At 70.7% G+C, this 26,091-nt stretch carries 32 protein-coding genes; 26 read left to right on the forward strand and 6 right to left on the reverse strand.

Annotation, left to right across the window (positions count from 1 at the left end; genetic code table 11):
• Positions 1-104: 104 nt before the first annotated feature.
• From IE263_RS29585 to IE263_RS29610, 6 genes are all read right to left on the reverse strand, one after another.
• Positions 105-425: an SH3 domain-containing protein gene (locus IE263_RS29585; RefSeq protein WP_189940875.1), complete on the reverse strand. Its 321-nt coding sequence runs from the start codon at positions 423-425 to the stop codon at positions 105-107.
• A gap of 184 nt (positions 426-609) precedes the next feature.
• Positions 610-1,332: a hypothetical protein gene (locus IE263_RS29590; protein ID WP_189940876.1), complete on the reverse strand. Its 723-nt coding sequence runs from the start codon at positions 1,330-1,332 to the stop codon at positions 610-612.
• Positions 1,333-1,358: 26 nt separating this feature from the next.
• A complete protein-coding gene (locus tag IE263_RS29595; RefSeq protein ID WP_189940877.1) occupies positions 1,359-2,060 on the reverse strand; it encodes a hypothetical protein in 702 nt (233 codons plus the stop codon).
• Positions 2,061-2,078: 18 nt separating this feature from the next.
• The gene (locus tag IE263_RS29600) at positions 2,079-2,558 is read right to left on the reverse strand and encodes a hypothetical protein (RefSeq protein WP_189940878.1); all 480 of its coding nucleotides are present in this window, start codon (positions 2,556-2,558) and stop codon (positions 2,079-2,081) included.
• Complete coding sequence (locus IE263_RS29605; protein ID WP_229911226.1) at positions 2,555-3,112, reverse strand: DUF4913 domain-containing protein; 558 nt, start codon at positions 3,110-3,112, stop codon at positions 2,555-2,557. The genes IE263_RS29600 and IE263_RS29605 overlap by 4 nt, the downstream gene beginning before the upstream one ends.
• 248 nt (positions 3,113-3,360) lie before the next feature.
• Positions 3,361-4,116 (reverse strand): DNA-methyltransferase, encoded by a 756-nt coding sequence (locus IE263_RS29610; RefSeq protein ID WP_189940880.1) that lies wholly within the window; start codon positions 4,114-4,116, stop codon positions 3,361-3,363.
• A gap of 514 nt (positions 4,117-4,630) precedes the next feature.
• On the opposite strand from IE263_RS29610, the gene IE263_RS29615 reads away from it, so the two are divergent.
• The 26 genes from IE263_RS29615 to IE263_RS29740 all read left to right on the forward strand — a co-directional run bounded on the left by IE263_RS29615 (position 4,631) and on the right by IE263_RS29740 (position 26,087).
• Complete coding sequence (locus tag IE263_RS29615; RefSeq protein WP_189940881.1) at positions 4,631-5,749, forward strand: C40 family peptidase; 1,119 nt, start codon at positions 4,631-4,633, stop codon at positions 5,747-5,749.
• Between the two features lie 100 nt (positions 5,750-5,849).
• On the forward strand, positions 5,850-6,161 hold the full coding sequence (locus tag IE263_RS29620) for a DUF6112 family protein (protein WP_189940882.1): 312 nt from the start codon (positions 5,850-5,852) through the stop codon (positions 6,159-6,161).
• Positions 6,161-6,850, forward strand: a complete 690-nt coding sequence (locus IE263_RS29625; protein WP_189940883.1) for a hypothetical protein — start codon at positions 6,161-6,163, stop codon at positions 6,848-6,850. The genes IE263_RS29620 and IE263_RS29625 overlap by 1 nt, the downstream gene beginning before the upstream one ends.
• 15 nt (positions 6,851-6,865) lie before the next feature.
• Positions 6,866-8,233 carry an SCO6881 family protein gene (locus IE263_RS29630; protein WP_189940884.1) on the forward strand — a complete coding sequence of 456 codons (1,368 nt, stop codon included), beginning with the start codon at positions 6,866-6,868 and terminating at the stop codon, positions 8,231-8,233.
• 83 nt (positions 8,234-8,316) lie between these two features.
• Positions 8,317-9,789, forward strand: a complete 1,473-nt coding sequence (locus IE263_RS29635) for an SCO6880 family protein (RefSeq protein WP_189940885.1) — start codon at positions 8,317-8,319, stop codon at positions 9,787-9,789.
• Positions 9,790-9,847: 58 nt separating this feature from the next.
• Positions 9,848-10,303: a DUF6238 family protein gene (locus IE263_RS29640; RefSeq protein ID WP_189940886.1), complete on the forward strand. Its 456-nt coding sequence runs from the start codon at positions 9,848-9,850 to the stop codon at positions 10,301-10,303.
• Between the two features lie 28 nt (positions 10,304-10,331).
• The gene (locus IE263_RS29645) at positions 10,332-11,846 is read left to right on the forward strand and encodes a VirB4 family type IV secretion system protein (protein ID WP_189940887.1); all 1,515 of its coding nucleotides are present in this window, start codon (positions 10,332-10,334) and stop codon (positions 11,844-11,846) included.
• A 334-nt stretch (positions 11,847-12,180) separates the two neighbouring features.
• Positions 12,181-12,726, forward strand: coding sequence for a hypothetical protein (locus IE263_RS29650; RefSeq protein WP_229911227.1), 546 nt, complete (start codon positions 12,181-12,183; stop codon positions 12,724-12,726).
• Positions 12,723-13,229, forward strand: coding sequence for a hypothetical protein (locus IE263_RS29655; protein WP_189940888.1), 507 nt, complete (start codon positions 12,723-12,725; stop codon positions 13,227-13,229). Before IE263_RS29650 ends, IE263_RS29655 begins: the two co-directional genes overlap by 4 nt.
• Positions 13,230-13,284: 55 nt before the next feature.
• Entirely contained in the window at positions 13,285-14,046 is a 762-nt protein-coding gene (locus IE263_RS29660; RefSeq protein ID WP_189940889.1) for a hypothetical protein, read from the forward strand.
• Positions 14,043-14,477 (forward strand): hypothetical protein, encoded by a 435-nt coding sequence (locus IE263_RS29665; protein WP_189940890.1) that lies wholly within the window; start codon positions 14,043-14,045, stop codon positions 14,475-14,477. Before IE263_RS29660 ends, IE263_RS29665 begins: the two co-directional genes overlap by 4 nt.
• Before the next feature lie 17 nt (positions 14,478-14,494).
• Positions 14,495-15,283: a hypothetical protein gene (locus IE263_RS29670; protein WP_189940891.1), complete on the forward strand. Its 789-nt coding sequence runs from the start codon at positions 14,495-14,497 to the stop codon at positions 15,281-15,283.
• Between the two features lie 51 nt (positions 15,284-15,334).
• On the forward strand, positions 15,335-15,844 hold the full coding sequence (locus IE263_RS29675; RefSeq protein WP_189940892.1) for a hypothetical protein: 510 nt from the start codon (positions 15,335-15,337) through the stop codon (positions 15,842-15,844).
• Between the two features lie 77 nt (positions 15,845-15,921).
• Complete coding sequence (locus tag IE263_RS29680) at positions 15,922-16,941, forward strand: DUF8094 domain-containing protein (protein WP_229911228.1); 1,020 nt, start codon at positions 15,922-15,924, stop codon at positions 16,939-16,941.
• Positions 16,942-16,981: 40 nt separating this feature from the next.
• A complete protein-coding gene (locus IE263_RS29685; RefSeq protein WP_189940893.1) occupies positions 16,982-17,683 on the forward strand; it encodes a hypothetical protein in 702 nt (233 codons plus the stop codon).
• Entirely contained in the window at positions 17,680-18,225 is a 546-nt protein-coding gene (locus IE263_RS29690) for a hypothetical protein (RefSeq protein ID WP_189940894.1), read from the forward strand. Before IE263_RS29685 ends, IE263_RS29690 begins: the two co-directional genes overlap by 4 nt.
• Positions 18,226-18,259: 34 nt before the next feature.
• Positions 18,260-18,862: a hypothetical protein gene (locus IE263_RS29695; RefSeq protein ID WP_229911229.1), complete on the forward strand. Its 603-nt coding sequence runs from the start codon at positions 18,260-18,262 to the stop codon at positions 18,860-18,862.
• A gap of 53 nt (positions 18,863-18,915) precedes the next feature.
• Entirely contained in the window at positions 18,916-19,665 is a 750-nt protein-coding gene (locus tag IE263_RS29700; RefSeq protein ID WP_189940939.1) for a glycosyltransferase family 2 protein, read from the forward strand.
• Entirely contained in the window at positions 19,665-20,192 is a 528-nt protein-coding gene (locus IE263_RS29705) for a hypothetical protein (RefSeq protein ID WP_189940895.1), read from the forward strand. The genes IE263_RS29700 and IE263_RS29705 overlap by 1 nt, the downstream gene beginning before the upstream one ends.
• A gap of 22 nt (positions 20,193-20,214) precedes the next feature.
• Complete coding sequence (locus IE263_RS29710; protein ID WP_189940896.1) at positions 20,215-21,390, forward strand: hypothetical protein; 1,176 nt, start codon at positions 20,215-20,217, stop codon at positions 21,388-21,390.
• Between the two features lie 442 nt (positions 21,391-21,832).
• A complete protein-coding gene (locus IE263_RS29715; protein ID WP_189940897.1) occupies positions 21,833-22,180 on the forward strand; it encodes a hypothetical protein in 348 nt (115 codons plus the stop codon).
• An 88-nt stretch (positions 22,181-22,268) separates the two neighbouring features.
• Positions 22,269-23,366 (forward strand): hypothetical protein, encoded by a 1,098-nt coding sequence (locus tag IE263_RS29720; RefSeq protein WP_229911230.1) that lies wholly within the window; start codon positions 22,269-22,271, stop codon positions 23,364-23,366.
• Between the two features lie 50 nt (positions 23,367-23,416).
• Positions 23,417-23,914, forward strand: coding sequence for a hypothetical protein (locus IE263_RS29725; protein ID WP_189940898.1), 498 nt, complete (start codon positions 23,417-23,419; stop codon positions 23,912-23,914).
• Between the two features lie 102 nt (positions 23,915-24,016).
• Entirely contained in the window at positions 24,017-24,454 is a 438-nt protein-coding gene (locus tag IE263_RS29730) for a hypothetical protein (protein ID WP_189940899.1), read from the forward strand.
• A complete protein-coding gene (locus tag IE263_RS29735; protein ID WP_189940900.1) occupies positions 24,451-25,230 on the forward strand; it encodes a tetratricopeptide repeat protein in 780 nt (259 codons plus the stop codon). Before IE263_RS29730 ends, IE263_RS29735 begins: the two co-directional genes overlap by 4 nt.
• On the forward strand, positions 25,227-26,087 hold the full coding sequence (locus tag IE263_RS29740) for a relaxase/mobilization nuclease (protein WP_189940901.1): 861 nt from the start codon (positions 25,227-25,229) through the stop codon (positions 26,085-26,087). The genes IE263_RS29735 and IE263_RS29740 overlap by 4 nt, the downstream gene beginning before the upstream one ends.
• The last annotated feature ends 4 nt before the right edge of the window (positions 26,088-26,091 follow it).

The raw sequence follows: 26,091 nt of genomic DNA on the forward strand, positions 1-26,091 counted from the left end.
AACTCCTTCCAAAAGGCACGGGAAATGCTCGTCTTCCATGGAGACGAGCAACGAGAAGGGGACGGAGCAACTCGTCTACTTCGGAGCGGAGTTGAAGGCTTTTCTTAGTCGAGGCACATACGGACGTCGCGGTAGACATAGGTGCCGGAAACCCAGCCCTTCACACCGGTGGTCCGGTCCGTGATGTAGTGCCAGTTCCCGCTGGTCTTGTGGACAGTGAACTTGTGGCCGCGGTAGAGGATGCCGAGGCTGGTGGACTTCACCGACGCCTTGGAGCGGATGGTCACAGCCTTCGTGTGGACCGTGTAGGGGAGCGGCGGACTGGTCCGGCAACTGCTGGCGCTGGAGACGGTCGCTGCGGTGGCGACGGTTGTCGCGCTGGCGATGGGGACGGACAGCCACGGCAGAGCGATTGCTCCAAGCATCGCGGCGGATATCGCTATTCGGGCGGAGCGCATGCGGAAGTAACCTCCGTACGGGGAAGTGGGAATGCTGAGAGATGCGGAAGGGGGCTTTCGCCCCGTCGGCTGTACAAGAGTCCATGGATTCGCCGGTTTGGCTAACCGGCGATCGTCGGCTATGTTGCGGCCCGCTGAGCGGATTTGACGTTCAGCGGTTTCGCCCTGACGGGCGCTTCGCAGGAGTTGCCGGCACGGTGCCCGAGATCCGGGTGGACCGGGCCGCGAGCCGGACGGGCGGCAAAGGCGCGGCCTCTCCAATGAGGCGGTCGTCGCACCACTGGACGGCTTCGTCGACGGTGGCGAAGCCGCCCTCGCGCAGGGTGTGGGTCCACGCGTCGCCGTCCACTTCTTCGTGCAGCACACGGAAAGGCGCGGGGCTGCGCTCGCCGAGGGCGCGCAGGACCACGACGGTGGTCAAGTCGTCGGGGTCGTCCCGGGTGTAGCTGTGCAGGAGGGCGAAGTGGTCCCCGTCGTCCATGAGGCGCTGCTCCAACGCGCGGGTCGTCTCGTCCGCGGGCGCGGTTGCCGCGTCCGGGAGAAGGCCGATGGCGTCTCGCGGGCAGCCGCGGTGGATGAGCCAGGACTGGGCCATCGCGGGCAGGGGCAGTTCGGCGTGCTCGAAGCGGAACGTCCCTCGCTCCAAGTCCCGCTGGAGGTGCAGGGCGACGATCTGCGGTTCGCCGGGGATCCCCCAGGTCACGGCGCCATTGTGGAGGACGTAGAAACTGTGCGCCCCGTCGGGGGAGTGGTACTCGGCGAGTGCGGTGAGCATGTCCTGCTCGACCTCGATCGCATGCCAGAACTTCTCCTCGATCCGCTCGTCGGCGGCCTCGAAGTCGTCCAGGCGAAAGTCCAGTTCAGGTGGGGGCATAGGGCCCTTCGGTAAGTGGGCGGGGGTCAGCGGCGGGGCCTGGCCGTGGTCGGCCAGGCCCCGGGCCGACCACGGGCCGGGGCGGCGGTTGCGCTCGGCCGGTGGCTGCCGGCCAGTGCGGTGCGGCCCGCGTCGGTCGACGCGACGGGCTGCCCGGCGTGGACCGGATGGCTGGTGTCCCGGGAGACCAACCCGCAGGATTCGAGCCGTTGCAGGTGGACGTACGGGATCCGGGTGCCGGAGGCGGTGGCCACGGACATCCGACCGGTCAGGAGATGCTCGTGCAGCTTGGCGCCGCCAGCGATGGCCAGGAGCGCCGCCTGGTCAGCCACAAGGAGGGCCCGACAGCCGTCCGGCTGTGTAGCACTGCGGGTGGCGGTCTCGATCGGCTCCAGGGCGGCGATCACGCGGGCCGCGGCGGTGTCGCGTTCCCCGGCTGCCTCGGCCAGCTGGGCCACCGTCCGACCGATCCGCGCGAACAGGGCGGCATCCACGGGGAATTCGCTGCTGCTGAGTCGGTGCAGGAGGGTTCGGTGGAAGGTCACGCTGGTCTCGGCCTTGGCCAGCTCGCGGTGCAGGTCCACCAGGCGTGCGTGCGGCTCGTCGAGGACGCCACGGTCGCGGTGGGCCCAGAGGGTGTCGACGTCGTGGCCGGTCGCGGACTCGACTCGGTGGTCGAGTGGGGAGACCGCGCGCCGGGCTGTTCCCGGCGCGGGATCAGGAGGCATAGGCGAGTTCTCCTGGTGTCAGCGGGCGTGGCGCTGCGAGGAACCGTGGGCCGGTTGGGGCAGGCCCGGCATCGCGGAGGGCAGCGGGCCCGGCTTCGGTACGGGCCCTCGGGTCGTGAGCTGCGGGGAGCGGGAGCGGGCGGCATGGGTCCGGGCGCTCAGGGGCCGGCGGGCCATCCCCAGGCGTTGACCGACGGTGTCGTAGACGTCGTTGCCGGCCCGTGGCCGTACGGCCACAACCTGGATCTCGGTGCGGTGCGCGGATGTCGGCGGCGCCGGGCGCAGGGCGTAGACGACGCGCCATTCCTTGCGTGCGTCCACGACCAGCTTGCGGTAGCCGGACAGATCTCCGGTCAGCTTGGTGCCGAACAGGTCGGCGTTCACCACGTCCTGGAGCTGGGCGAGTGCCAGGTCGCGGATGTCGCTTGGGGCCTGGAGGAGGTCGGTCAGGGCCCGGGGGTCGAAACTGAGACCGAAGGCCGGCTGCCCCACGCTCATGACGCTGGCTGGCCTGGTTCACCGGAACCGGGCGTGTCGGCTTCCGCCGTGTTCGCCTTCTCCGTGCGGGCGGAGGGCGGCGGGCCGGGCAGGAGCCGGTGCGCGGGCCGTTCCGGTGAGGTCATGCACGCCGACAGCGGACCTCCGGGTGCCCGGACGGCTGCGAGGGCGTGCGTGAGGAAGTCCCGATGCCAGACAAACAGCCCGCTCAAACCGGCTTCGGGGTCCTTGTGCTGCTCGTAGGCGAGCCACAGGGCGTGCAGCCAGGCCACGACGTCGTCGTGCTCCTGCCACTCCAGGCACCAGGGCGCCGCCGTGGTGACCTCGGCCCCATAAACCGGCAGGAGGAAGTCATCGACCCAGTCCGACAACGAGTCGAGTTCGTCCTCGTACCCCTCGCCCTCCAGCTCCAGAATCGGGCGCGGCTCGGGCGGAGCGGCCGAAGGAGGCCCGCCGAGCCCCGGCAGACCGAACGCTGCGAAGGGCGACGGGCTGGCGGCCGGTGTCGCGGCGAGGTGGTCGAGCTGCTGGGCCTGCTGCGCGGACTGCTCCATCAGCTTCCGGACGCTGGCTTCGATCCCTTCGAGGTGAGGATCCGGAACCCGAATCGGCTCCAATTCCCCAGGTTCGTGGGGTTCTACGGATTCAGGCATGGAAAAGACGGGCCTCCTTGAAGCCGTGGAAGAAAAGGTGACGAGGCCTCGCCGCCACGCAGACAGCGACAGGAAGGGCCCCACTCCAGGCGCTGGACCGCAATCCATGACGCGCCCCAAATACCGTTCGCTGGAACGGCGTTGAAAGTTCAGGCGGTCAGGACGACGTCGTCCTGGGTGAGGTTCTGACGGACGGTCTCCGAGAGTCGGTCAGCAGCGATGGAGGCGTAATGCTGGGTCTTTTCCACGCCGATGAAGTCGCGGCCTTCCAGCAGCGCGGCCACACCCGTGGAGCCGGAGCCGGCACAGAAGTCGAGCACCGTGCCATCCGACGGGGCGATCTTGACCAGCTCGCGCATCACCTCGACGGGCTTCTGCGTGATGTGCTGGCGCTTCGCACCTGAGGGCTGCGAAGCGCTGTAAAGGCCGGGCAGGTAGACCGGATTGCGCGCGGCGTCGATCGCCCCATTGGACGCCCAGACGATGAACTCGCAGTTCTGGGTGAACCGGCCCTTTTGGGGCCTGGCCTGCGGCTTGTGCCAGGCCAGCACGCCGCGCCACAGCCAGCCGGCCGCCTGGATCGCGTCCGTCGTGATGGGCAGCTGACGCCAGTCGGTGAACAGCAGCGCCGTCCCCCCGGTCTTCGTCAGGCGGTGGGCCTCGGTCATGATCTGCGTGAGCCAGAACCCGTAACTGCGCTGGTCCATGTTCTCGCCGGTGAAGTCGGCGAGGCCGTGGTCGGCGTCGGCAGAGGTGTACTTCTGCTTCGCGCTGCGCGACGTGCGCTCCTTCGCCGTCCGCCCGCCGGAGTTGTACGGCGGGTCGGTGATCACGGAGTCGACGCAGTCGTCCGGCAGGCCGGCGAGGACGCTGAGGGCGTCGCCCTGGTGCAGGGAAAAAGGCAAAGAGGTACCCCGATTCGGGTGTGAACGTGCGGGAGGAAAGTCCCGTCGCGCAAAGAAATCCTGGCGGGCCGGATTCGGGCATGCAGAAGCCCAAGGCCGCAGACCAAGGAAGGCGAGGGGAGTCCTAAAACTGTAGGCGCATAACGCCGGTCGACCAAAAAGCGCACTGACGAGGGGTCGGATTCCGACCCCTCGCGCCAACTTTTTGGTCGACCGGCGATCCGGGCCTACTGTTTTGGAACCGCCCGGCGCACACCGCCGCTGGCCCATCCCCCACCACGCCTCGCGAAGGTTCCCCCTGCCCCGGCACACCTAGCTCACGGCCCGGCCCATTCAGCGAGCGGCAACTCGCCCGCGCCGGCCCGCCCCCATCGCCCACCACCGGCCGCCGCGTTCCTTTCCACCACTCCCCGCGTGCGCGGCACGCCGGACACCGCATCCCGAAGGACCCGTCTATGACGCCTCGTTACCCTCCCCTGCCCCAAAACGTCGCCCCGCGAGCGGGCCGCACCGGTTGAAGACGCTCGCCGCCGGTATCGGCGTCGTCTTCCTCTCCCCGTTTCTCCTCGGCGGCGCGGCCATGATGATGGCCTCCTCCAGCGAAGCCGCCGCACAGACCAGCACGCTTCAATGCCTGACCGACATGGACACCGACGCCGTCGCCGATCAGGTCACCAAGATCCTCGACGGTGCCTCCGGCAAGGACGTCCATATCGAGGGTCTTACTCTGCCCGACGAGCAGATACCCAACGCCCAGACCATCGTCGCCACCGGCATCAGCCTCGACGTGCCCAAGAAGGGCCAGATCATCGCGCTCGCCACCGCGATGCAGGAGTCCCGGCTGCGCAACCTCTCATCCGGGGACCGCGACTCGCTCGGTTTGTTCCAGCAGCGTCCGTCCCAGGGCTGGGGCACGGCCGAGCAGATCCGCGACCCCGTCTACGCGAGTGAGCGCTTCTACAAGGCGCTGCTCGACGTGAGCGGCTGGCAGCAGATGACGCTCACGCAGGCCGCCCAAGCAGTGCAGAAGTCCGGCTATCCGGACGCGTACGCGCAGTGGGAGCCGCTCGCGACCGCTCTGCAGAAGGCCATCGCCGCAACCTTCCCCGGCGCCGGCAAGAACGACACGGGTAAGGACACCGAGGCCACGCCCTCCGCGTCCGGCTGCAGCACGCCGGACGACGGCTCGTCCTTCGGGCGGATCCCCGAGGGTGCCATCCCGAACGGCTACAAGATCCCGAAGGACACCGATCCACGGGCCCGGAAGGCAATCGTCTGGGCGATGCAGCAGCTCGGCACGATGTACCAGTGGGGCGGCAGCTGCACCGCGCCGCACGGACCTGATCCGATGGGCCGCTGCGACTGCAGCTCGCTGACGCAGCAGGCATACGCGCACGCCGGCATCCAGCTCACCCGGACCACATACACACAGGTCAACGAGGGCAAGGCCGTCTCCGCGAAGTCCCTCAAGCCCGGTGACCTGCTCTTCAGTCGCGGCAGTGCCGCACACCCCGAGCACGTCGGCATGTACCTCGGCCAGGGCCTCGTCATCGAAGCCCCGCGCACATCCAAACCGGTCCGGATCACCGCGATCAAGGACTGGGCCGTCCTGGCGGCGCGCCGCGTCGTCTGACGCCGCCCCCTTCTCGCGCCCTTAGCGCCCCTCCGCCTTCTTCTCTCTTCCCGTTTGCCGGGCCCTTTGGCCTGCGCACGCAAGGAGCCTCGCCATACCCATGACCCCTCTCGCCGACCGCTTCATCCAGCTCGCCTACGACCCGGGCATCTCCCCCAAGGGGGGCGGCCTGCCGGGCCTGTCCGTGCTGAAGAACGTCGTCAACAGCATCAACCTCTTCGGCATCGTGGCCGTCGTCGGCGCACTCGCCGTCTCCCTCGGCGTCTGGGCGTGGGGCCACCACACCGGTGGCCACCAGGCCGAGGCGAACGGGAAGAAGGGCGCGGTCGTCGCGGCCGGCGCCGCGCTCGGCCTCGGCGCCGCCAACGGCATCGTCGCGTTCTTCTCCGCCCTCGGCTCCCAGGTCCGCTGATGCGCAACCGATTCCTCTCCCCGTCGGGCTACGGCGTCGGCTGGTCTGCGAACCGCCGCCTCACCCTGGTGGCGATCGGTCTGGCCTGCCTGCTCGCCGTCGCGGGCGCGACCGCCTACTTCACCGGCCCCGGCGACCAGCATCGCCCCTCCTCCAGCAGCCCCACAGCGTCCTCGTCGCCCAGCACTGCGCCTTCGGGCGGTACGCGAAAGCCGGCAGCTCGGACGGGCTCGGTTCCTCAGCCGCCACGGATCTCCGACCCCGTCGCGTTCGCCGAAGCTGCCGCGGCGATGCTCTGGTCCTACGACACCCGCGACACCCGCCACGAGCAGCAGCTCGCCGGCATGGAGGCGTGGATGACCACGGAGAGCGAGTACGGCGACTGGGCCTCGGTCTCCGCGCAGATGCCGGACCCGGCGCTGTGGTCGCGGATGGCCGACCAGAAGCAGCACGCCACCGCCACCATCACCGAGGGCCATTACCCGGCCGCGTTCAAGCAGGCCCTCGCCGACGACCCGGCCGCCATCACCAAGGCGTACATCTACGCCGTGACCGTCACTGGCAAACAGCAGATCACCTGGGCCAAGGGCGGCCAAGGGACGGAGGACCGCTCCATCACCCTCGCCGTCCAGTGCCGACCCTCCCAGGACTGCTCACTCGTCGCCATCGCCCCGCACGTCGCGCCCTGACCGGAAGGAGTCCTCATGGGGTTTTGTGACCTCCCCCTCGCGGACAAGGTCTGCGCGGTCGGCGAAGCCGTGGATTTCGCCTCCGACCCCGGCAAGGCGATCGGCGACTGGATGGCCAAGAGCGCCGGCGAACTCGCCGCCGCCTCGGCCGACCTCGCTGCCAAGGCGGTCGACTCCACCACGCGCGTCGACCTCAACGCATCCTGGTTCCGCGACAATTACGAGACGATCCTCCCGATCGGCCTGGTCATTCTCGTGGCCACGTTCTGCGCTCAGCTCGTCCGCGCCGCGATCCGACGCGACGGGCAAGCCCTGACGCAGGCGTTCACCGGCACGGCGTCCGGCGTGATCTTCGCCTTCGCTGCCATCGCCCTGACCACCGTCGCGATCGAAGTGGTCGATGCCCTGTCAGCCGGCCTGTTCAAAGCCGCGAACCTGGACATCGCCTCCGCGGTCCGCCGCATCGTCAAGGTCAACCAGCTTCCCGGACTCTCCGGACTCGGCTGGCTCGTGGCTGTCTTCGCCGGCCTCGGAGCCGCCATCGGCGCCGTCCTGTACTGGTGCGTGATGATGGTGCGCAAGGTCGGAATCCTCGTCATGGTGACCCTGGCCGTCTTCGCCGGAGCCGGCGGCGGCTGGGAAGTCGCACGCCGCTGGCGCAAGGGCTGGATCGAGGCCACCGCCACCCTCGTCGTCTCCAAGCTGTTGATGACGATCATCTTCGTCCTCGGGATCGCCGCGATGGGCAAGACCGAGGCGAAGGACGGCCTGGCCGCGCTCGCCGACGTCCTCGCAGGCATCGTGATCATGATCCTGGTGCTGCTCTGCCCGTACGCGACCTTCAAGTTCGTCCACTGGGCGGCCGAGGGCAGCGACGGAGAGTCCCTTCACCGCGCTGGCGGCGCCGGTGCCCAGCTCGCCAAGCAGCATGCCGAGCGCGCGGGCAAGAAGGCAGCCGCGATGGCGGCTACCGCAGGAACCGGCGGCGCTGCCGCGGGAGCCGGCGCCGCCCCGCAGGGCTCGGACACGATTCCAGGCGGCGGCTTCCCTGGCGACATCGCGTCCAGCCCGGCAGGTGGAAGCGGAGGCCAGGAGGGTTTCCAGAGCGGCGGGACCGGTGCCTCACCTGGCGGCGACGCCGCCAAGTCCGGCCTGGAGAAGGCTGTACAGCCACCGCCGACCAGCGTCACCAGCAGCCAGGTGGGCGGCACCCCGGGTACGGGCGGCCCGGGAGCAGGCGCCGCAGCTGGCCAAGCCGGCGGATGGCAGTCAGCCCCGCCGACCACGACCCCGCCGCCGCTGGGCGCTCCGCCGTCCTCCGGCCCGCAGACCGCTGGCAGCAGCGGCACGGCATCCCCGCCGCCGCCCCCGACCGGCCTCTGACCATCTGACCGAATCCCCGGGGGCAGGACGCGCCCACCGCCTCCCGCCCCCGGGGCCCCGCCCGCGCCTCCAGGACCAGCCCCTTGTCTGCTCTCTCCGTCGCCCCGGTCACGGTGAAATTCCCGCACCGGTCCCGCCGCGGCATTCTCCTCGGTCTCTCCCTCCCGCAACTCGTCCTCGTATCAAGCACGTTGGCTCTTCTGCTGGTGACGGTCGTCTCCACAGGTCTCCTCGGCGCCATAGCGCTGACCCCGCTGTGGGCGGCGGTCGCCGCGCTCGTCACGATCCGCCGTCACGGCCGCTCCCTGATCGACTGGGCGCCGATCGTCACCCGCTACGCGCACCGCCGCCGCACCGGGCAGACCCTCTGGCTCGCCAAGCCCGTCACCCGGCCCCGCCAGGACGGCGTCCTCCACCTACCCGGCACCGCCGCCTCCCTCAAGGTCGTCACCCCGGGCGACTCCGCCAACGGCGCCGCCGCCGTCCACGACCCGCACCAGCAGACCCTCACCGCCGTCGCGCGCGTCACCTCCCGCGCCTTCGCCCTGCTCGACCCCGCGACGCAGAACCACCACGTGAACGGCTGGGGACGGGCCCTGGCGGGCATCGCCCGCACCGGGCACGTCGCCACCGTGCAGGTCCTGGAACGCACCGTCCCCGACTCCGGCGACACCCTCACCCGGCACTGGTCCCAGCACGGCCAGCCCCAGACACCCGTCGCCGGGCAGATCTACTCCGAACTGGTCTCCTCCGCCGGCCCCGCCGCCGCCCCGCACGAGACCTACCTCGCCATCTCCCTCGACCTCAAGGCCGCCAAGCGGTTGATCTCGCAGGCAGGAGGCGGGCTTCCGGGCGCATTCACCGTCATGGAGCAGACCACCGCCTCCATCGCCCAGGCCGCCCGCAACGCCGGACTCATGGTCACCGGATGGTTGAGTGCCCAGGAGATCGCCGCCGTCATCCGCACCGCCTACGACCCCAAGGCGCTCGCCGCCCTCCAGCAGTGGTCCGAGACCGGTCGCGCCGAAGCGGACCCCGCAGCTGCCGGGCCCGTCGTCCAGGTCGAGGAGTACGACCGGCTCGCCACCGACACCGCCCGCCACGCCACGTACTGGGTCGAGAACTGGCCGCGGACCGAGATGGGGGCCGGGTTCCTGCACGGGATCATGTTCACCGCCGGCGTCCGCCGCAGCCTCTCCCTTGTCTACGTGCCGCAGGTGCTGGAGTCCGCGCTGCGGGACGTCCAGCGCAAGAAGGCCGCGATCATCGCCGACGCCAACGAACGCGCCCGCCGCGGCCAGGTCGACAGCGAGGAAGACTCCGTCGAATACGCCGACGTCAAACAGCGCGAGCGCCAGCTCATCGCCGGGCACGCCGACGTCGCCCTGACCGGCCTGGTCACCGTCACCGCCGAGACCGACGCGCTCCTCGACGCGGCCTGCGCCCAGATCGAGACCGCCGCCGTCACCGCCGGCGTCGACCTGCGCCGCCTCAACTACCAGCAGCCAGACGCCTTCGCCCTCGCCGCGCTGCCCCTCGCCCGCACCGCTCTGTGAGGAATCCGCTCACAGAACGCCCCTGTCCCCACACGGCGACAGGAAGGAACGCACCCCTTTGACCTCTCGTACGCGTCTGGACGACGCGCACCCCTACCTCCGCGCCGCAAGCGCCGGAGTTCGCCATCACACCCGTGCCCTGGCCCGCTCAGCGCCTACCGCTCCGCCGGTGGTGGACCGCGTGCACCTCGACGTGCTGCACGCCCACCTGACCGCCCTGCATCAACTCCTCGACCAGCTCGCCGAATCCGCCCGCCCGCCACATCCCGCCGCAGGCCGGCACCTTGCCACCGCGCACACCCGGCTGTGGCAGGCCACCGCCGAGGTCCACTCCGCCTTCCACCTCCTCCCCGTCGCTTCGGCAGACGGCACCGAATGCCACCCGGAACGACTCCCGGAGGGACCGCCGGTTCTCACCATCTGCCAGCGTCACCTGGCCGCCGGACACATCGTCCGCCGCAAGACCACCCCCACCGACCTCAACCGCCCGCACACCACCGCATGCGTGCGATGAGCACCACCCGTCGAATCGAGGGCCCCCGTTGAGTCACCGGCCCGCTCGTCGCGCCCGCCGCGCCTCCGCCAGCCCCCTGTTCACCCCGCACGACGCCGACCGGGCCAGCCGCAGAGCAGCCCGCCGCCAGCTCGTCGAAGCCGCCGCCAAAGCCCGCGCCGAAACAACCGACCACCCCTCAGGCCCGGTCCCCGCCGAGCACGCATCACCCGCCGCCCTCTATCCGCCGAGCGGGCGCCCCGGTCCTGCCTCGGCTCGCGGGAACCGGCTGAAACTGCCGGCCCATCGCATGACCACCGCCATCGCCGCCGGCGCGTACCCGTTCCTCGCCGAAGGCGGGCTCGGCGCCGAGGGCGTCTACATCGGCCGCGACGTCCACGCCGAAGCATCCTTCGTCTTCGACCCGTTCGCCCTGTACGGCAAGGTCGAAGGATTCACCAACCCCAACATCCTTCTCGCCGGCGTGATCGGCCAGGGCAAGAGCGCACTGGCCAAGAGTTTCGCCCTCCGGTCGATCGCCTTCGGCTACCGCGTCTACGTCCCGTGCGACCCCAAGGGCGAGTGGACGCCGGTCGCCAACGCCCTGGGCGGCACATCCGTCGCCCTCGGCCCCGGACTGCCCGGCAGGCTGAACCCGCTGGACGCGGCCCCGCGGCCCGCCTCCGTCGCCGAGGCCGACTGGGTCGGAGAGATCCGCAAGCGCCGCCTCCTGCTGCTGGGATCGCTGGCCCGGACCATTCTCGGCCGGGACCTGCTGCCGATGGAGCACACGGCTCTTGACGTCGCCCTGGACGTCGTAGTCACCCGAGCCGCCGAAACAGGCCGCACCCCGCTCCTCGGCGACGTCGCCGCCACTCTCAACAACCCCGAGCGGCTCGACGAGTCGGCCGGGATGATGTCCGGACGGCTCGGTGAGGCAGCCCGCGACCTGGCCCACGCCATGCGCCGCCTGGTTCACGGTGACCTGGCCGGCATGTTCGACGCCCCCTCCACGGTGACGTTCGATCCCGGTTCGCCGATGCTCACGATCGATCTGTCGCGGCTCGGCGGGTCCGGCGACGACACCGCCCTCGTCCTCGCCATGACGTGTGCCTCCGCATGGATGGAGTCAGCGCTCACCGACCCGAACGGCGGTCGGCGCTGGATCGTCTACGACGAGGCATGGCGCCTGATGCGCCATCCCGGACTGCTGCAGCGCATGCAGGCCCAGTGGAAGCTCTCCCGCGGCCTGGGCATCGCGAACCTCATGGTCATCCACCGGCTGTCCGACCTGCTCACCGCGGGCGACGCCGGCTCGCAGGGCCGCGCCCTGGCCGAGGGCCTGCTGGCGGACTGCTCCACCCGCATCATCTACCGCCAGGAGACCGACCAACTCCACGCCGCAGCCTCGCTGCTGGGCCTGACCTCGGTCGAGGCCGACGCCATCGCCCACCTCAACCGAGGAAGGGGCTTGTGGAAGGTGGCCGGCCGGTCCTTCATCGTCCAGCACCTCCTCCACCCGCACGAGCTGGCTTTGTTCGACACCGACGCCCGCATGCACTGAAACCCCATCCACCCCGGCCGGGCACACCAGCCGCATCACCCCCTCCATTTGCCCCCAGGAGACCCCCATCGAACCCCACCCGACCGCCTCGCTCCTCCCCCTGCTCGACGAGGACGACCTGACCGCTCTCGCCCACGACATCCAGGAGAACGGGCTTCTGCAGCCCATCGTCATCGACCGTCAGGGCCGCATCCTCGACGGACGTGGCCGACTCTCCGCGTGCGAACGCGTCGGCACCGACCCGGTCTTCATCACCTACGAGGGCGACGACCCGGACACCTACATCCTGTCCGTCAACCTCCGACGCCGCAGCCTGACCAAGGGACAGGCCGCGATGATCACCGTCAAGGCCCGTTCCCTCAAGGAACAAGAAGGCCGTTCCTCCAAGGAACAGACCGCGCGTTCCCTCGGGGAACAGCTCGGAGTCGCCGTGGCTGTGATGGGGCGCGCGAGCACCGTTCTGCAGCACGCGCCCGACCTCGTGGACCCGGTCATCAGCGGTGCCATGGGACTCAACGAGGCGTACGCGGTCGCCCAGGAGAACAAGGCCAAGGCCAACTCCGCCGAGGTCCAGCTCGCCCGCCTGCGGGAGGAGGACCCCGCACTGGCAGAACGGGTCGTCGAGGGCGACCTGACGCTGGCCGGCGCGTGGGCAGAGCGCACCGAGCGCGTCGAGGAGGACAAGCGGCAACGCCGGGTGGCCACCCGCCTGCTGGACGAGTTGGTCCCGCCGCTCGCCCAGGCCCGCGGTACCCGGACGTTCAGCCGTTACGACCCCGCGTACGCCAGCGGTACGCCCATCACCCGCGAGACCATCGGGCACGCCATGACGGCGCTGTCCGAGATGGACCGGGTCTGGCAGGAGCGTGACCTGCCGTGACGACCACCGCCGACGTCCGTCTGCGGCACATCGTCGAGCAGAGTGCTGTTGCTCTCACGGACGCCGACGGCCGTTTCCACAAACGCCACCTCACCGATGCGGTGCGCGAACAGCTCGCACGCGAGGACCTCGACCCGCACGTCAAGGCCGCCGCCCTGGACAAACTCGCCCAGAGCCTCGTCACGGGGTTCGGCGAACACCGCAACCCGCGCCGCAGACGGTCCGGCACCCTCTTCCACCCCCAGGACATCGTGAAGCTGGGCACGGGCATCTGGGTGTGGATGGACCGCGCCACCGACTCCGACCTGCTGGAGTGGAGCCGACTGTCGAGACGGAACCGGGCGCGCGTCGACCTGGCAGACGCCGAGGTCCAGGACTACGTGGACCAGCGCATCGACGCCTTCCGTGCCCATGCCGACGTCGTCTACCTCGGCGACCTGGAGCGCGTGGTCTTCGGCTGGGCGGAAGACCACGCCGATCAGACCGACCTCCGCCGATCGTGACCAGTACCAACCGCACGCCCGGGCATCCCGCCCCGCCGCAGTACCTCAGTAACCCATGCCCACGCCCCGCGCTACCTTCCTGTCCGCCTTCGCCGCCGCACTCGCCGACCGCCTGCCCGGCACCTGGACGAGCGAGTATCACCGTCACACCGCCTACGAGGACCAGTTCCCCAGCGTCGAACGGCTCTGGGACGCCGGCCACGTCGACTACATCGTCAGCCAGCACGTCCTCGGCCATGACGTCGTCCTCCACGGCCCACATGGGCAGGAGCTCTACGTCACCGACCGGCCCCTGTACCGTCATCAGTTCGTGGTGGCCGCCCTGGAGCCCAAGGGCTTCACACTCCACCAGATCTCCCCGGTGCGTGAGCCGAACGGCATCGCCGTCCCCAACGATCCGGTCCGAGCCACCGTCGCTGTCGTACGCCGTCTCCTGCCGCGGTACCAGCACGCGCTGGCTGCCGTACGGGACAACGCCCGCCATCTGCACAGCCCCGTACACCGCACCGCACCGCACGCGGTCACCGAAACAGTCATGTTCACCTGGCACCGGGACGGAACCTTCGCCACCCCGTACGACAGCGTGCCCGCCGAGGTCCGCAATCTCTTGTACGGCTACGGCTTCCAGTACTGCCCCCGCGACAGCGCCCTCCTCCTGCCCGCCGTCCTTGACGGAGTCGATGAGGGCCTCTCGCGGATCCAGTCCGTCGCGCGCCGTCTCGCCGATCACGGCTTCGGCATGAACGTCCGCCCCGACCAGCCTGTCCCGCCGACGCCACCCCCACCACCCGCCACGACCCCGAAACGCCGCCGATGACCCAGCCCAGCACGCCCACCGATCCAGCGGGCCACTACGTATACGGCCGCCACGTCCTTGACCTGACCGACCGGCTCAACGCTGCCGGGTCGTACGAGGAAGCCGCCCAGCTCGTCGACCACGTCCTTGAACCGACTGACGGACTCCTCGAACGCCTCGCCGAGTTCTTCGAGGCGGCAGCCGAGCAAGCCAGAGCGTCCGAAACCGACGACGGGTTCGACCTGTCCTACGATTTCCAGGACGCCGCCGCCACGGTGCGGGCCCTCGGCGAAGACCTGCACGTCGCCGTCGACCGTATGCAGGCCCTCGGTCCGCCCCGGCACCACAGCCCGCAGGAAACCGTGGCCGGCCACTACCCCGCCCATCGCCCGCCCGGCCTTCCGGCACCGGCAGCCCCGCCCACCGGGCCGTCCTGCGGCCGTGCCCGCTGACCACGTATCAGGAGAGAATGCCCCAGCGCACCGACCTGTCCGCCTTCGCCGCCGCACTCGCCGAACGCCTGCCCGGCACATGGCGCAGCGAAGACCAGACATATCCCACCTTCGAGGACCAGTACCCGGCCGCCGACCGGCTCTGGGACTGCGGCCCCGCCCACTCGGCGCTGCTGGACTACGACCTCGAACACGGTGCGGTGCTCCACGGCCCCGGCAACGCGCGGCTCTCCGTCACCGCCCGGCCGCGCAACCCGCGCCAGTTCCTGGTGGCGGCGCTGAAGCCCCAGGGCGTCAAGCGGCACAACATCAGCGTGGTGGACGACCCGATGGGCATCAGTGTCACCGACGATCCGGTCCGTGCCGCATCGTCCATCGCGCGTCGGCTGCTGCCGCGCTATCTGCGCGCCCTGGATGCCGTACGCCGCGACGCCCGTGCCCGGCCCGAGCCTCCGCACCGCCCTCCCGCACCGGAGGTCGCCCAGAGCGTCACGCTGGTCTGGTATCCCGACGGCGTCGTGGGCGCACCGTACGATTCGGTGCCCAAGGAAGCCCACATGGTGCTGTACAGCTGCCACTTCTCCTACAGCCCGGACCAGTACGCATTCATGCTGCCTGCCTCCTACCGCGACGCTGAGCGTGCCCTGCTGATCCAGACCGCCATCCGGCTGCTCACCGCCCAGGGCATCGGCGTCAACTTCCGCCACGCCGCCCCGGACATCCCCGCCCGGCCGGCCCGCCCGCTTACGACCGGGCCCGGCCTACCGCCGACGCCCGCGAACCCGCCGTCCACAGCGCGACGGTAGCCCCTCCACTCCCGCATCCCGGAGTTGTCGCTGTCCGACATTGACCAGCGGATGCTGCTGCACACCGTGGCCGACCGGCTTAACACCGTCGCCGACCACCTGCCGCTCCCCGACCAGATCCACCCGGATCCCGCGCTGAGCGAGATCCTGGACGACGAGGTCCGACACCTGGCCCGCCTGCTGGGCTACCTGGCCGGTGAGCACGCGTTCCGTCACCGGGCCGCTGACCGCTACCCTGGCCGGCGCACGGCCACCGGCCGGCGCACCGCCCTCGCGCTCGCCTCCGCCGCCGAGCCCGCCGGTGCCGCGCTCGCCGCCCTCGGCGCCGCCGTCCACCACCTCGGCCACCTGGCCGACCTCACCCACCAGGCCCCAAGCCCCGCCCGCGCCCGGGCGACCGCCACCGCGCACCAGGGGCTGGTGGACCGCATGGTCGAGGTCCGTACGCATCTGGCCCGCGCCGCGAAGCAGCTTCGTGCCGCCGCCGACACCCAGACGACACCGGTCGCGACCACACCGCCTCGGCCTGCAGCTTCCGCCGCCGCCTCCCGCAACCGCTGACCACCCCTTCCTTTCCGGAGCAACTCATTCCCCTGCACACCTCCGCCCGCCGCACCGCCCTCTGGCTCGTCGCGGCCGTGACGGTCACGCTGACCGCGACCGCATGTTCCTCCTCCGCCACCATCGGCAGCGCCGACGACCACGCCAAGGCCAAGGCCACGCGCACCTCCTCTCCCACGCCGGCCGCCGTACCGGCGCTGACGAAGAAGGAGGCCCTCGCCCAGATCGCCCACTATTCCAAGATCAACAACCGGGCCAACGCCGACAACAACCACACACTCCTCGACACAATCGAGGACGGCCCGCTGTATGCCATGTCGGTCGCGGACTACAAGCAGGACGCGGGCCTGCCCAAGGCCGACCGCGAAAAGTACAAGCCCTGGTCGTACGACCTCGCGTCCATGAGCGTCTACATCCCCCGCTTCACCGCCGGCCAGCAGCGATGGTTCGCCGCCGTCACCCACAGCGGCAAGAACGACAAGTACGCCCGCGTCCTGATCATGACCGAGCAGGCCGGGGCGAAGCAGTGGGAGATGGTCGCCGCCGTCGACCTCGACGACAAGGAGCAGGTCCCGAAGATCGCTCTCGACGCTGACGGCTATGCCACCGCCCTCGACGCCACCTCCACGAAGAACGTCGCCGCCCCGGTCGACGTCCTGCGCGGGGCCGTCGGCGACAACTTCTCCACCGGCGGCGACACCACTGGGCGGAAGGTCTTCACCTCGTCCAAGGCGTCCGCCAGGCAGATCAAGGCGCACGACAGCACGGTCCACAAATTCGGCAGCCGCGGCACCACCGTGTTTTCCGCCGCCACCCCGGAGTTCACCAACAGTTACGCCCTCAAGACCGCCGACGGCAGCGCTCTCGTCGTCTTCGCGCACACGCACACCCAGCGCGACGCGGTTGCTTACTCCGGGCTTCAGATCGTGCCACAGAAGAAGGACCGCGCCTGGCTTGGCACCACCAACTCCCCGTCCTTCACGTACACGTTCACTTGCTCGGACGTCGCCACCGTTCCCACCGCGCCGGGCAAGGCGACGTTGATCGGCTACACCTGCCGCCGTACCGACGCCCACGGCATGACCGACTCCTCGTGATCGTCACCATCCCAACGACCGGCCACACGAGGAACCGCCCTTGCACATAACGGAGTTCGCCCACGCGCTCGCCGACCGCCTGCCCGGCTGGCAGCCCTCCCGGACCGCGGTCGCCATCGCTGACGACCCGGCCAGCAACCGGATCTGGGACAGCGGCCCCCTGCCGTACGCCGCGTTCCAAACGGGCGACGTCCAGCGCAGCGTGCTCACCCACCACTGGGGCCTGCAGCTGTACGTCATGCCCCGTCCCCACCGCCCAGGCGAGTACCTGGTGCTGCCGATGCTGCCCGCCAACACCAGCCACCAGCACGTCCACGGCCTCAGAGCCCCGCGCGGCATCGCCGTGCCCGCAGACCCCGTCCGGGCCGCGGCCCTGCTGCAGCGCCGGCTGCTGGAGGACTACCGCTTCGAGTCATCCCCCACCGCGATCCGGCGCAGCAGCCCCGGCCACTTCCAGGTCCACGTCACCTTCGACGCCCAGCGGCGTCCGCGGATCCGCACCGGCTACATCGGCGCTTTCATCGAGCTGCTCACGCACGGCGGCTTCCTGCTCGACCCCGCCACCGGCGAGTGCCACCTGCCGGACACCCTCACCCCCGAGCAGACCAAGCGCCAGCTGATCAGGAGCCTGCAGCGCCTGCGGCACCGCGACTTCCACATCACCGTGCACTCCACTGACGGCCCGCGCTCCCACCACCCGCCCCTTCCACGGGTCAACCCACGCAAGGCGCACCGCCGATGAGCCAGAGCCACGACGCCTTCGTCCACGCCCGCCTGACCACCTGGCAGCGCCGCATCAAGAACACCGCCGCCGACGTGGTCCCGCCGCAGACCGGCAGCGCACAGGCAGCATTCGTGCCCGTGCTCGACCAGCTCGTCGCCGTGTACAACCTTGCCTCCGGCCTCGTCGCGGATCTGCGCCAGTCCGCAGACAGTTCCCTCGCGACGACCGCCGCGGGACGCGCATATCTGGCCCAGCTGGCCACCGCGCTCGCGCACAGCAACCGGGCCGCAACCCATCTGAGCACGGCCGTGGTCGGCCTCGCCGACATCCATCGGCACGCTCCCCGGCCCGGTACCGCCGCCCGGGTCGAGAGCGAGTTGAGCATCACGCTCGGCCACGCCGCCGCGCTGCGCAGCCTTCAGCGTGCTCTTGAAGCCGTCACCAGCGCGCTCCCTGACACTCAACCCAGCCCGGCGTCTTTCCCGATGCCGACCGTCGGCGAGCAGCATCGCCGGGCCGCCGACACCGCAGTGTCCATCCCCGTACGCCGCCGTCCCTGAGCAGCGGCGTCAACCACCCACCGTCCGAACGTCCTTGAAGGACTCCCTGGCCACCCGTTCCTTCATCGCACGCCCCACCGACACCGGGTATGCCGGCGTCTACGTTCACTGGGACGGCTACCCCAGCCACCATCTGCCCCTGCTGCTCGGCGCCTACCAGTACCGCTTCGGCGGTGACCTCGACGCCCTATGCCGGCATCTGATCGACGAGGCGCCCGAGGGCTGGTCCCAGCTGGGCACCGACCTCCTCGACGGCGCCCCCGAGCCACTACGCGCCGAACTCGTCGGCGGCGACGAACACCCCAGCAAGCAGCTCGACAACGTCCACATCATCACCGTCGGCGCAGCCGAGCCGGAACCGTGGACCGTCACCGAGAAGTCCAACGGGGGCCTGGACTGGGGATACGTCTTGCGCCCGCACGGCATCGAGGTCATCTCGCTCCACGCGGAGCACCGCGGTCCTGTCGTGGCCTGGGACACCGACCCGCGCGCCCGGTTCAGCAACGGCACCTACCGCTGGCGAATCGGCCACCCGGTGCCAGCGACCTTGCCGCCCCGGGCCACCGCTCCCAGCACACCGTCCGCCTCGCCCGCCCCCGTGTCGGCCGCCACGCCTCGGACTGCGTCTCGCCGTTGACCCCTTCTCGCCCCTCTGCCGCGGAGAATCGCCTGAACTCCCCCACCACCAAGATCACAGTCGTCATCGCCACCCGGCTCCGGCCCGACCGGCTCGGCTACCTGACCGCCCTGCACGAAAGCCTCACCCGGCAGAGCGTGCCGTGGGAGGCGGTGATCGCACTCGACGGCGCCGACCCCACCCGCCTGCCGGCGCCCCTCGCCGACGATCCGCGCGTGCATGTCCTCGCGCTGCCCTGGCCGGTCGGCGCCGCCTGCGCCCGCAACCTCGCCCTCAACGACGTGCGCACCGAGTACGTCAACTGGGCCGACGATGATGACGAGTTCACCGACGACGCCATGGCCGTCCGGTTGCGCGCTCTGGAGACGACCGGCCTCGGCTGGTGCGCGGGATACAGCGAAGACCTCCACCCGGACGGCACGACCACGTTGTGGCGGTGCCCGACTCCGCCCGGTCGGCACGAAGCCGGCGACGTGTGGACGTACTGGAAGAAGCCCGAGGACACCATCCCGATCGGGCCGACCACGATTCTCGCGCGCACCGATCTCGTGCGTGCCGCCCCGATGGGCGGGCTCATCCAGGGCGAGGACTACATGGCCGCGGTCGGCGTCACCTGCCTCGCGGCGGGCATCCTGCTGCCCGTCCCGGTCTACCGGTACCGCAAACACCCAGGCCAGATGACCCGCCAGGACGCCTATGCCGCCCTGGAGCCGGGGGCTCGGCGGCATGCGTGGAACTACGGACGCAGCCTGCGATCTGCCCTCTCCGCCCGGGAGACGAGCGATGCAACCGGGGTGGTCTGATGTCATCCTCCGTCACCCAGGCCACGCTCGATTACCTGGCCCGGTGCCTGGACGAGCTTGCAGACCAGTTCCCGGCCAGCCCCGACGCCGTCGACCTGGTCACGCTCACCGACGACATCGGCATGCTGGTCCACCATCTGCAGCACGCCACCGAACGCGCGCAGGAACGGTTCACCGCACCACAGACGGTCCACCCGCCCGAACGCGCCACCCTGGTCCGGCTCACCAGAGCCACCGCCGGTATCGCGCAAGCTCTGGGCACACTCGCCGAGGCCCTGACCTACGCCACGACCGGGTTCCAGCGTGAGGGCCTGCCAGACCTCGTCCACTCGCCTCTGCACAACGATCCCGAGGTCCTGCGGATCATGACGGCTGAGAAATACGTCGCGACCCGCGCCCGCCTGCGCCAGACCGCCGCCGCCCTGCGTGCGATATCCACACCGGCCGGGCCGTCCACGCCGCGAACGACCGGCCTACGAACCCTGCCGGCTGCTGGCCCGCAGCCACGGCAGCCGAACCGCCACTGAGCCTGTCGAAGGAACCCCCGAGATGGCCCCGAACCCTCCTGCCGAGATCCAGCTCGCCTACAGCCGCGCCGCCGGTCTGGTCGCCATCGCCCACGGCGAGCAGTACCGGTGGGCCCACACCGCCCTGGAACAGGCTGGATTCACCAAACGGGACGACGGAAGCTACAGCACGCCCGGCCCCGACGTCCGCGCTGCCGCCGCGAAGCTGCTGCCACTCGCCCACCGCCACCACGCCACCGTGAACGTCAGCCCTCGTCCGTTCCTCGGCGACATCGCCGACCGGATCGCCGCGCAGTTGCCTGGGACGTGGACCGCGCAGGTCGAGATCTACGCCCATCCCGTCTGGCAGGGGGATCTGTTGCCCTGGCTGTGGGATCGCGGTGAACTCGTCCGGACGGTGGAGAACCAGCGTGTGCCGTACGCGGCGAAGCTCACCAGCGACACCGGCGCCGAACTGCTGCTCGCGGAACGGGGCGAGGATCCCCGGCGCGGCTATCTGGTCGGGGCGCTCGCCTCCCACTGGGAGTTCGGCGACAGCTACGACAAGCCCTACGCGCCGTCCAGCATCGTGATCCCTTCCCAACCGGACCGGGCGGCCGAGACCATCACGGATGCGTTCCTGCCCGCCTACCACCGGGCCCTGCACGCGCGGCGTCTGAACGCCGTGGTCACCGCACTGGACGAACTGCGCGCCGACTACGACGACTTGACGGCAATCTGGGTATCCGGCCGATCCAGCGACGGCACCCTCCTCGACGGTCGCGGTGTGATGGAGGCAAGCAGGACCTTCGCCGAGCGCGCCTGGCGCACCTTCCGGGCCGTCCTCACCCACGCGCCGGGCCTGCTGCAACAGTGCGGTGCCGCGGTCGCGGACCGTACCGCCGACGCAGACATCGTGGCCCAGCTGAGCGAGGCTCTCGCCTCCAGCCAGGCGGCACTCGATGCCTGGCGGCACAGCCAGAACCCCGCCACCGCCCAGCCTTCCGCCCGCCTGCTGCCGCCGGCCGAGGTGCGCACCCGGCTCGGACTTGAGGCGGTACCGGCCATCGAGACCTGGCTCGCCCAGCGCGGTGCCTTCGTACGCATTGCCCGTTCCGCCCAGCCCGGCGGCCCCGCCCGGCCGCACGCCGACGAGCTCATTCCCTCCGCCCAGTCCGCCGTACCCCGCCCCTCCCACCCACCGACCCCTCGCCGCTGACCAGCAGAAAGGATCCCTCTCTGTCCGACCACTTCCGCTTCCGCACCCATCCCGAACACGGCTTCGTCGCCACCGCCGACCCGAGCTTTACCCCCCACCTGGCCGAATGGTTCCTCGTCCGCGAGCAATTCGAGCCCGTCCCCTTCTCGCCGGGCCTGTACCGGCTCACCGAGCCGGAACGCGACGGGCTGCGCCGCACCCGCCAAGCCGTCCACGACATCCGCAGCCTCGGCTACCGAGTGCAAGCCGACAACACGCTCGACCCCGCCCACGCACCGGCTCCGCCCCAGCCGCCGACCAGCAACGACCAGGCTGAACGGCGCTCCCGCATCGCGCAGGCCGCCGCCGTACGTCCCTCCCGCATCAGCGCCCTGGCCACCGCCCCATCGACGGCAGCGCCGCGCACTGTCGGTGCTGCGGACGCGCAGCGGGGGCGGGGCCGGTGAACACGACCAGTAAGCCGATCCGCATCACCCGCGGTGAGGGTGGTGAGGTCGAAGTCGAAGGACCGTACGACGTCTTCGCCGCAGAGGTCCTACGCCGGGCGGGATTCCTGTTCGAACCGTCGCTGCGCGGCCACTGGATCCGCCTCCCGTTCGACCTTGGCCGCGCCTGGGAGAACGAGCACGCGAGCTGGGCTGCCGAGATGCTGGCCGCCGCCCGCTACCCGGTGCGCCTCGACCCCGACCTCCGTGTCTCGCGCCCCGGCCAATCCGCCCCGTCCGCCCCGAAACACCGACCGGCGATGACCGCGCAGGCACCACCGGCAGGACGCCGGACGCACCACTGACCTCAACCGCCAGGAGCAACCGATCCCCAACACGCCGACTCCTGCCGCGAGCGAACTCGCCTGGAAAGCACGTGACTTCCGGCTGCGCATGATTGACATCGGCCGTGAGGTCGAGGCTGCGCTCGACACCACCCGGGACCGCCACGGACGGACCGTCCACCATCACGCCGCAGTCGCAGCCCGCGCCCACCGCAACCAGGCAGCCCTCCAGGCGTACGCCACCTACTTGGTCCCGCACGCCGACGAACTGCTCGCCGCTGCCCGCCGCGCCCTCGACGAGCTCCCTCTTGCCCGGCACACCGCCGGATGGCGAACCCTGCTCGAGGACCTCGCCGTCTCCCACACGGAGATCGCAAGGGTCCTCGGCCGGCCCGCCGTCTCTGGCTCTACCGCCGAGCGTGAGCAGCAAACGGCAGTGTGGCCGCACCTCGCCTTCTGGGCGGACCACAGCTATCTCGCCACCGATCTCGCCGACCAGCGCCACCAGCCCGAGATCCCGCTGACCGCCGAGGAACAGCAGATGTGGACCGACACGGCTCGGGCGGCGCAGCGCCGCGGCGAGCTGGATCTGATCGAGTCGTGGTACGCCGCCGACGGCCGGCCGATCACGCTCGCCCACCTGATCGAGGACGACGCCTCGACCGTGATCGCTCTGTCCGGCGATCCGGATGCACCGGGCTGGCAGGTGATCGGGCACTATGCCAACGAATACGTCGCCGGGCAGGCACTGCCGTCCGCGGTCCCGCCCGGCGTGCTGCGGCCGGACGTCTCCCGGTTCAACCGCCCGGAGCCCGCGCCCGAGGTGTCGCTGCAGGAGCTGATCCGGGACGTCACCGAGGCCCAGGGCGCCGGTGACGTCTCCGAAGCCCTGTTCACCGCCGCCCAGCACGGCTACGACGCGGGACCACTGGTCCGCCTCCAGGAACTCCTCGACACGGCCGGCCAGTTCGCCCAGGCCCTGGAAACTGTGCGCGGCCAGCAGATCGCCGCCCGGCTCGCCGCGCTCGGCCGACAGATCGACTTCCTCACCCGCGAAGTGCACGAGGCGGCCGAAGACCTCGGCGCGACCGTCGCCGTCCTGCCGCCGCACCGCACCCCCAGGCCACGGATCCGCCCGCGCCCGGCCCTGGACACGACACCTCCCACGCCCCCTGCCCGTGGCTCGACACCCGCGCGCCAGCGCTGAAGCACAACCCCAACCTCACCCCGCGTCCGTCTACTTGAGGAGATTCATCTATGGCAGTCCGCACGAAGTGGACTATCGAACACCTGTGTGGCCATGAGATCGTCCACAATCTGTCCGACCGCCCCGCCGACAAGCGGGCGGGCTTCGCCCGCTGGCTGGCTGGCCGGGACTGCACCGACTGCTGGAAGGCCGCCCGCGACGCCGACACCGTGTCCAAGGAGCAGTGGCTCGCGGCCAAGCGCGCCGAGGAGCAGCACGCCGCAGCCGAGTGGGCCGAGAAGTTCGACATGCCGCCGCTGGAAGGACCCGAGAAGGCGCTGGACTGGGGTGAGCGCTCCCGCCACCAGCTGGTGACCGCCGCGCACACCGCCCTCGTCGCCGAAGGCACCTGGGACGAGGCGGACTGGGCCGAGCTGGAAGAGAAGGCCCGCGCAATCACCCGGGCCGGATGGTGGATCGACCAACGGGACGCAGAGGGCTCTGACCTGGTCGAACTCCTCGACGCCGCCAGCGAGTCCGACCGCGGGACGGAGAACCCGTTCCACTGACAAGCGGCCGGAACATAGCCGACGATCGCCGGTTAGCCAAACCGGCGATCCTGCGGACCATTGATCCTCCCACTGCCGCCCGCTCTGCGTGGAAGGACCTGCATGACCGAGCCCTCCCGGCCCCCGACCACACCGACCGTCGTCGCGCCGACGCCCGACCCACTCACGCCTGAACGGGACATCACCCACCGGCATTTCCGGCCTGGTGAGCAGGTCGTCGTCCTCAAGGGCGTTGTCGGGGGCGATCTGTGGGGCGACTCGATGCGCGTCGTCACCCCGTCCTGGCACACCCCTACCGACGAGGATGGCTGGCGGCTGCGTGACCCGGACGGCGGCCGGCAGACCTACATCACGGCCCACCCTCGCTACCTTGCCCACCTCTCCCGCCCGTGCCCGGACTGCATGATCTACGTACGCGCGATGGGCGACTACCTCCTGCCGAAGTACCCAGCCAGTGACCACGTGGTCGACTGCGGCTGGTACACCACCACGGCCCTCGGCCAGCTCGTGCACGTCAACGACGCCCGGGGCGGCCGGTGAGTCTCCCCACCCGCCGCCCCGGCCGCGCCCTGGCCCTCGTCCGTGCCCGGACCCGGGCCGCCCTGACGCCGGCAGACCCGCGCTGGCCCGCCCGCCTGGCAGCCGATCTACGTGAACTCGACGCAGACTGGCGGGAGTCGGCGGAGGTCTGCGCGGATGCCGCCTGGGCGGCCCGGGCCTCCGGACACAGCGTTCTCGGTCTGCTGCGTCCCGACCAGGTCACCGCTGCCGACTCGGACCCGGTCGCCGCCCGCACATACCGGCACCTCTGCCTGAGCGCCCTGCGCTACGACTTCCGCTGCCCCACCTTGCAGGCGCTCATCGAGCAACTCCCCCCGACAGCACGCGCGGAGCTGGACTGCTACAGCCGCGCCCTGTACGCCTTCGCGCTGCTGGGCCAGTCCCGCGCCGAGGGCCTGGCCCTCATGGACGAGGTCCTCGACCAGGCCGGGGAGCACGTCAAGACCCTGCATGTGCTGCTGCACGGCCTGTGGCTCGGCCAGCGCCTGCCCCAGCGCGCCGCGCGCATTCTCGACCTCGCCGCCCGCCCGCCGTTCGCCGACCGTACGGATCCGCTCGTGCTCTTCAGGGAGGCCGACGCGCTGCGTCAGCTCGGCCGGTACAACGACGGACTCGAGGCGATCGACCGCGCCCTGGACCTTCTGCCGCCGGGCGATGTATCGGTGCACGCCGATCTAGTCCGCGAGCGCTCTCTCATCGCCGCCGTCGGCGACCTGGACCAGCACGCACGAACCGGCGGAGGCGTCCCAAGGTGATCCCGTACCTTCGCCCGCGCTGCGCCGAGGCTCGCGAGGCCCTGGAGAGTGCCCTCGGCCGCGCCGTCTCCGACCAGGAGGGGCTGACCGACCACACGATCGTCGCCTACTCGCCCCCGCTGGACTTCTACACGCTGGACGACGAACAGGCGGTGTGGACGTCGGCTCAGTGGGCCGAGCATCTCGACGACCCGCTCGTCGAACACCCCTTCACCGCAAGCACCCTGGGCGACAGACACGCGATCTTCCACCTCGACGTCCGGCTTCACCTCGGCGACCGCGCCCTGACCGGACCCGAATGGGCCGAGATCGTCCGGCGGCTTGCCCGCGCGGCCGGCATCGACCAGCCGGGGGACGACAACGGCTGCCGGTGGATCGCCGTCCAGGCCCAGCCCGGCCGCATCGATCTGATCGCCAACCTCATACGCCGCGACGGGACCTGGCAGCCCCGGCACCCCAACCTTGCACGCCGGGTCGCTGCCGAGGCCAGGCGCATCGAGACGGATCTCCGCCTCATCCCCGTGCGCACCACTCCACAGCGCCGCGTCAGCGCCGCCGCCCCTGCCCCGTGCGCGTCGGCTCAGCTCGCGACAGTCCTGGCCCAGCTCGCCGACGAGCGGTCCGGGCCGCTGGCCACAGTTCGCGGGCTCGTCGAGCACGCCGCCCACCGCCTCGCGCGGCTGCCGGGAGCCGTCGGCCCCGACTCCTCGCACCGCCTGGAGCTGATCGCCCGCCGCCTCCACGGGATCCAGCAGGACCTCGACGACGCCGCCGCCCAGCTCGACCCCGCGCCCGGCCGACCTGGCGTCCCGGCAACGCCGCCGGCCCCGCGGAACGCCGCTCGGCCATCACCGTAGGAGA

Origin of the sequence: Streptomyces aurantiogriseus (assembly GCF_014649375.1) — a bacterium.
Lineage (GTDB): Bacteria > Actinomycetota > Actinomycetes > Streptomycetales > Streptomycetaceae > Streptomyces > Streptomyces aurantiogriseus.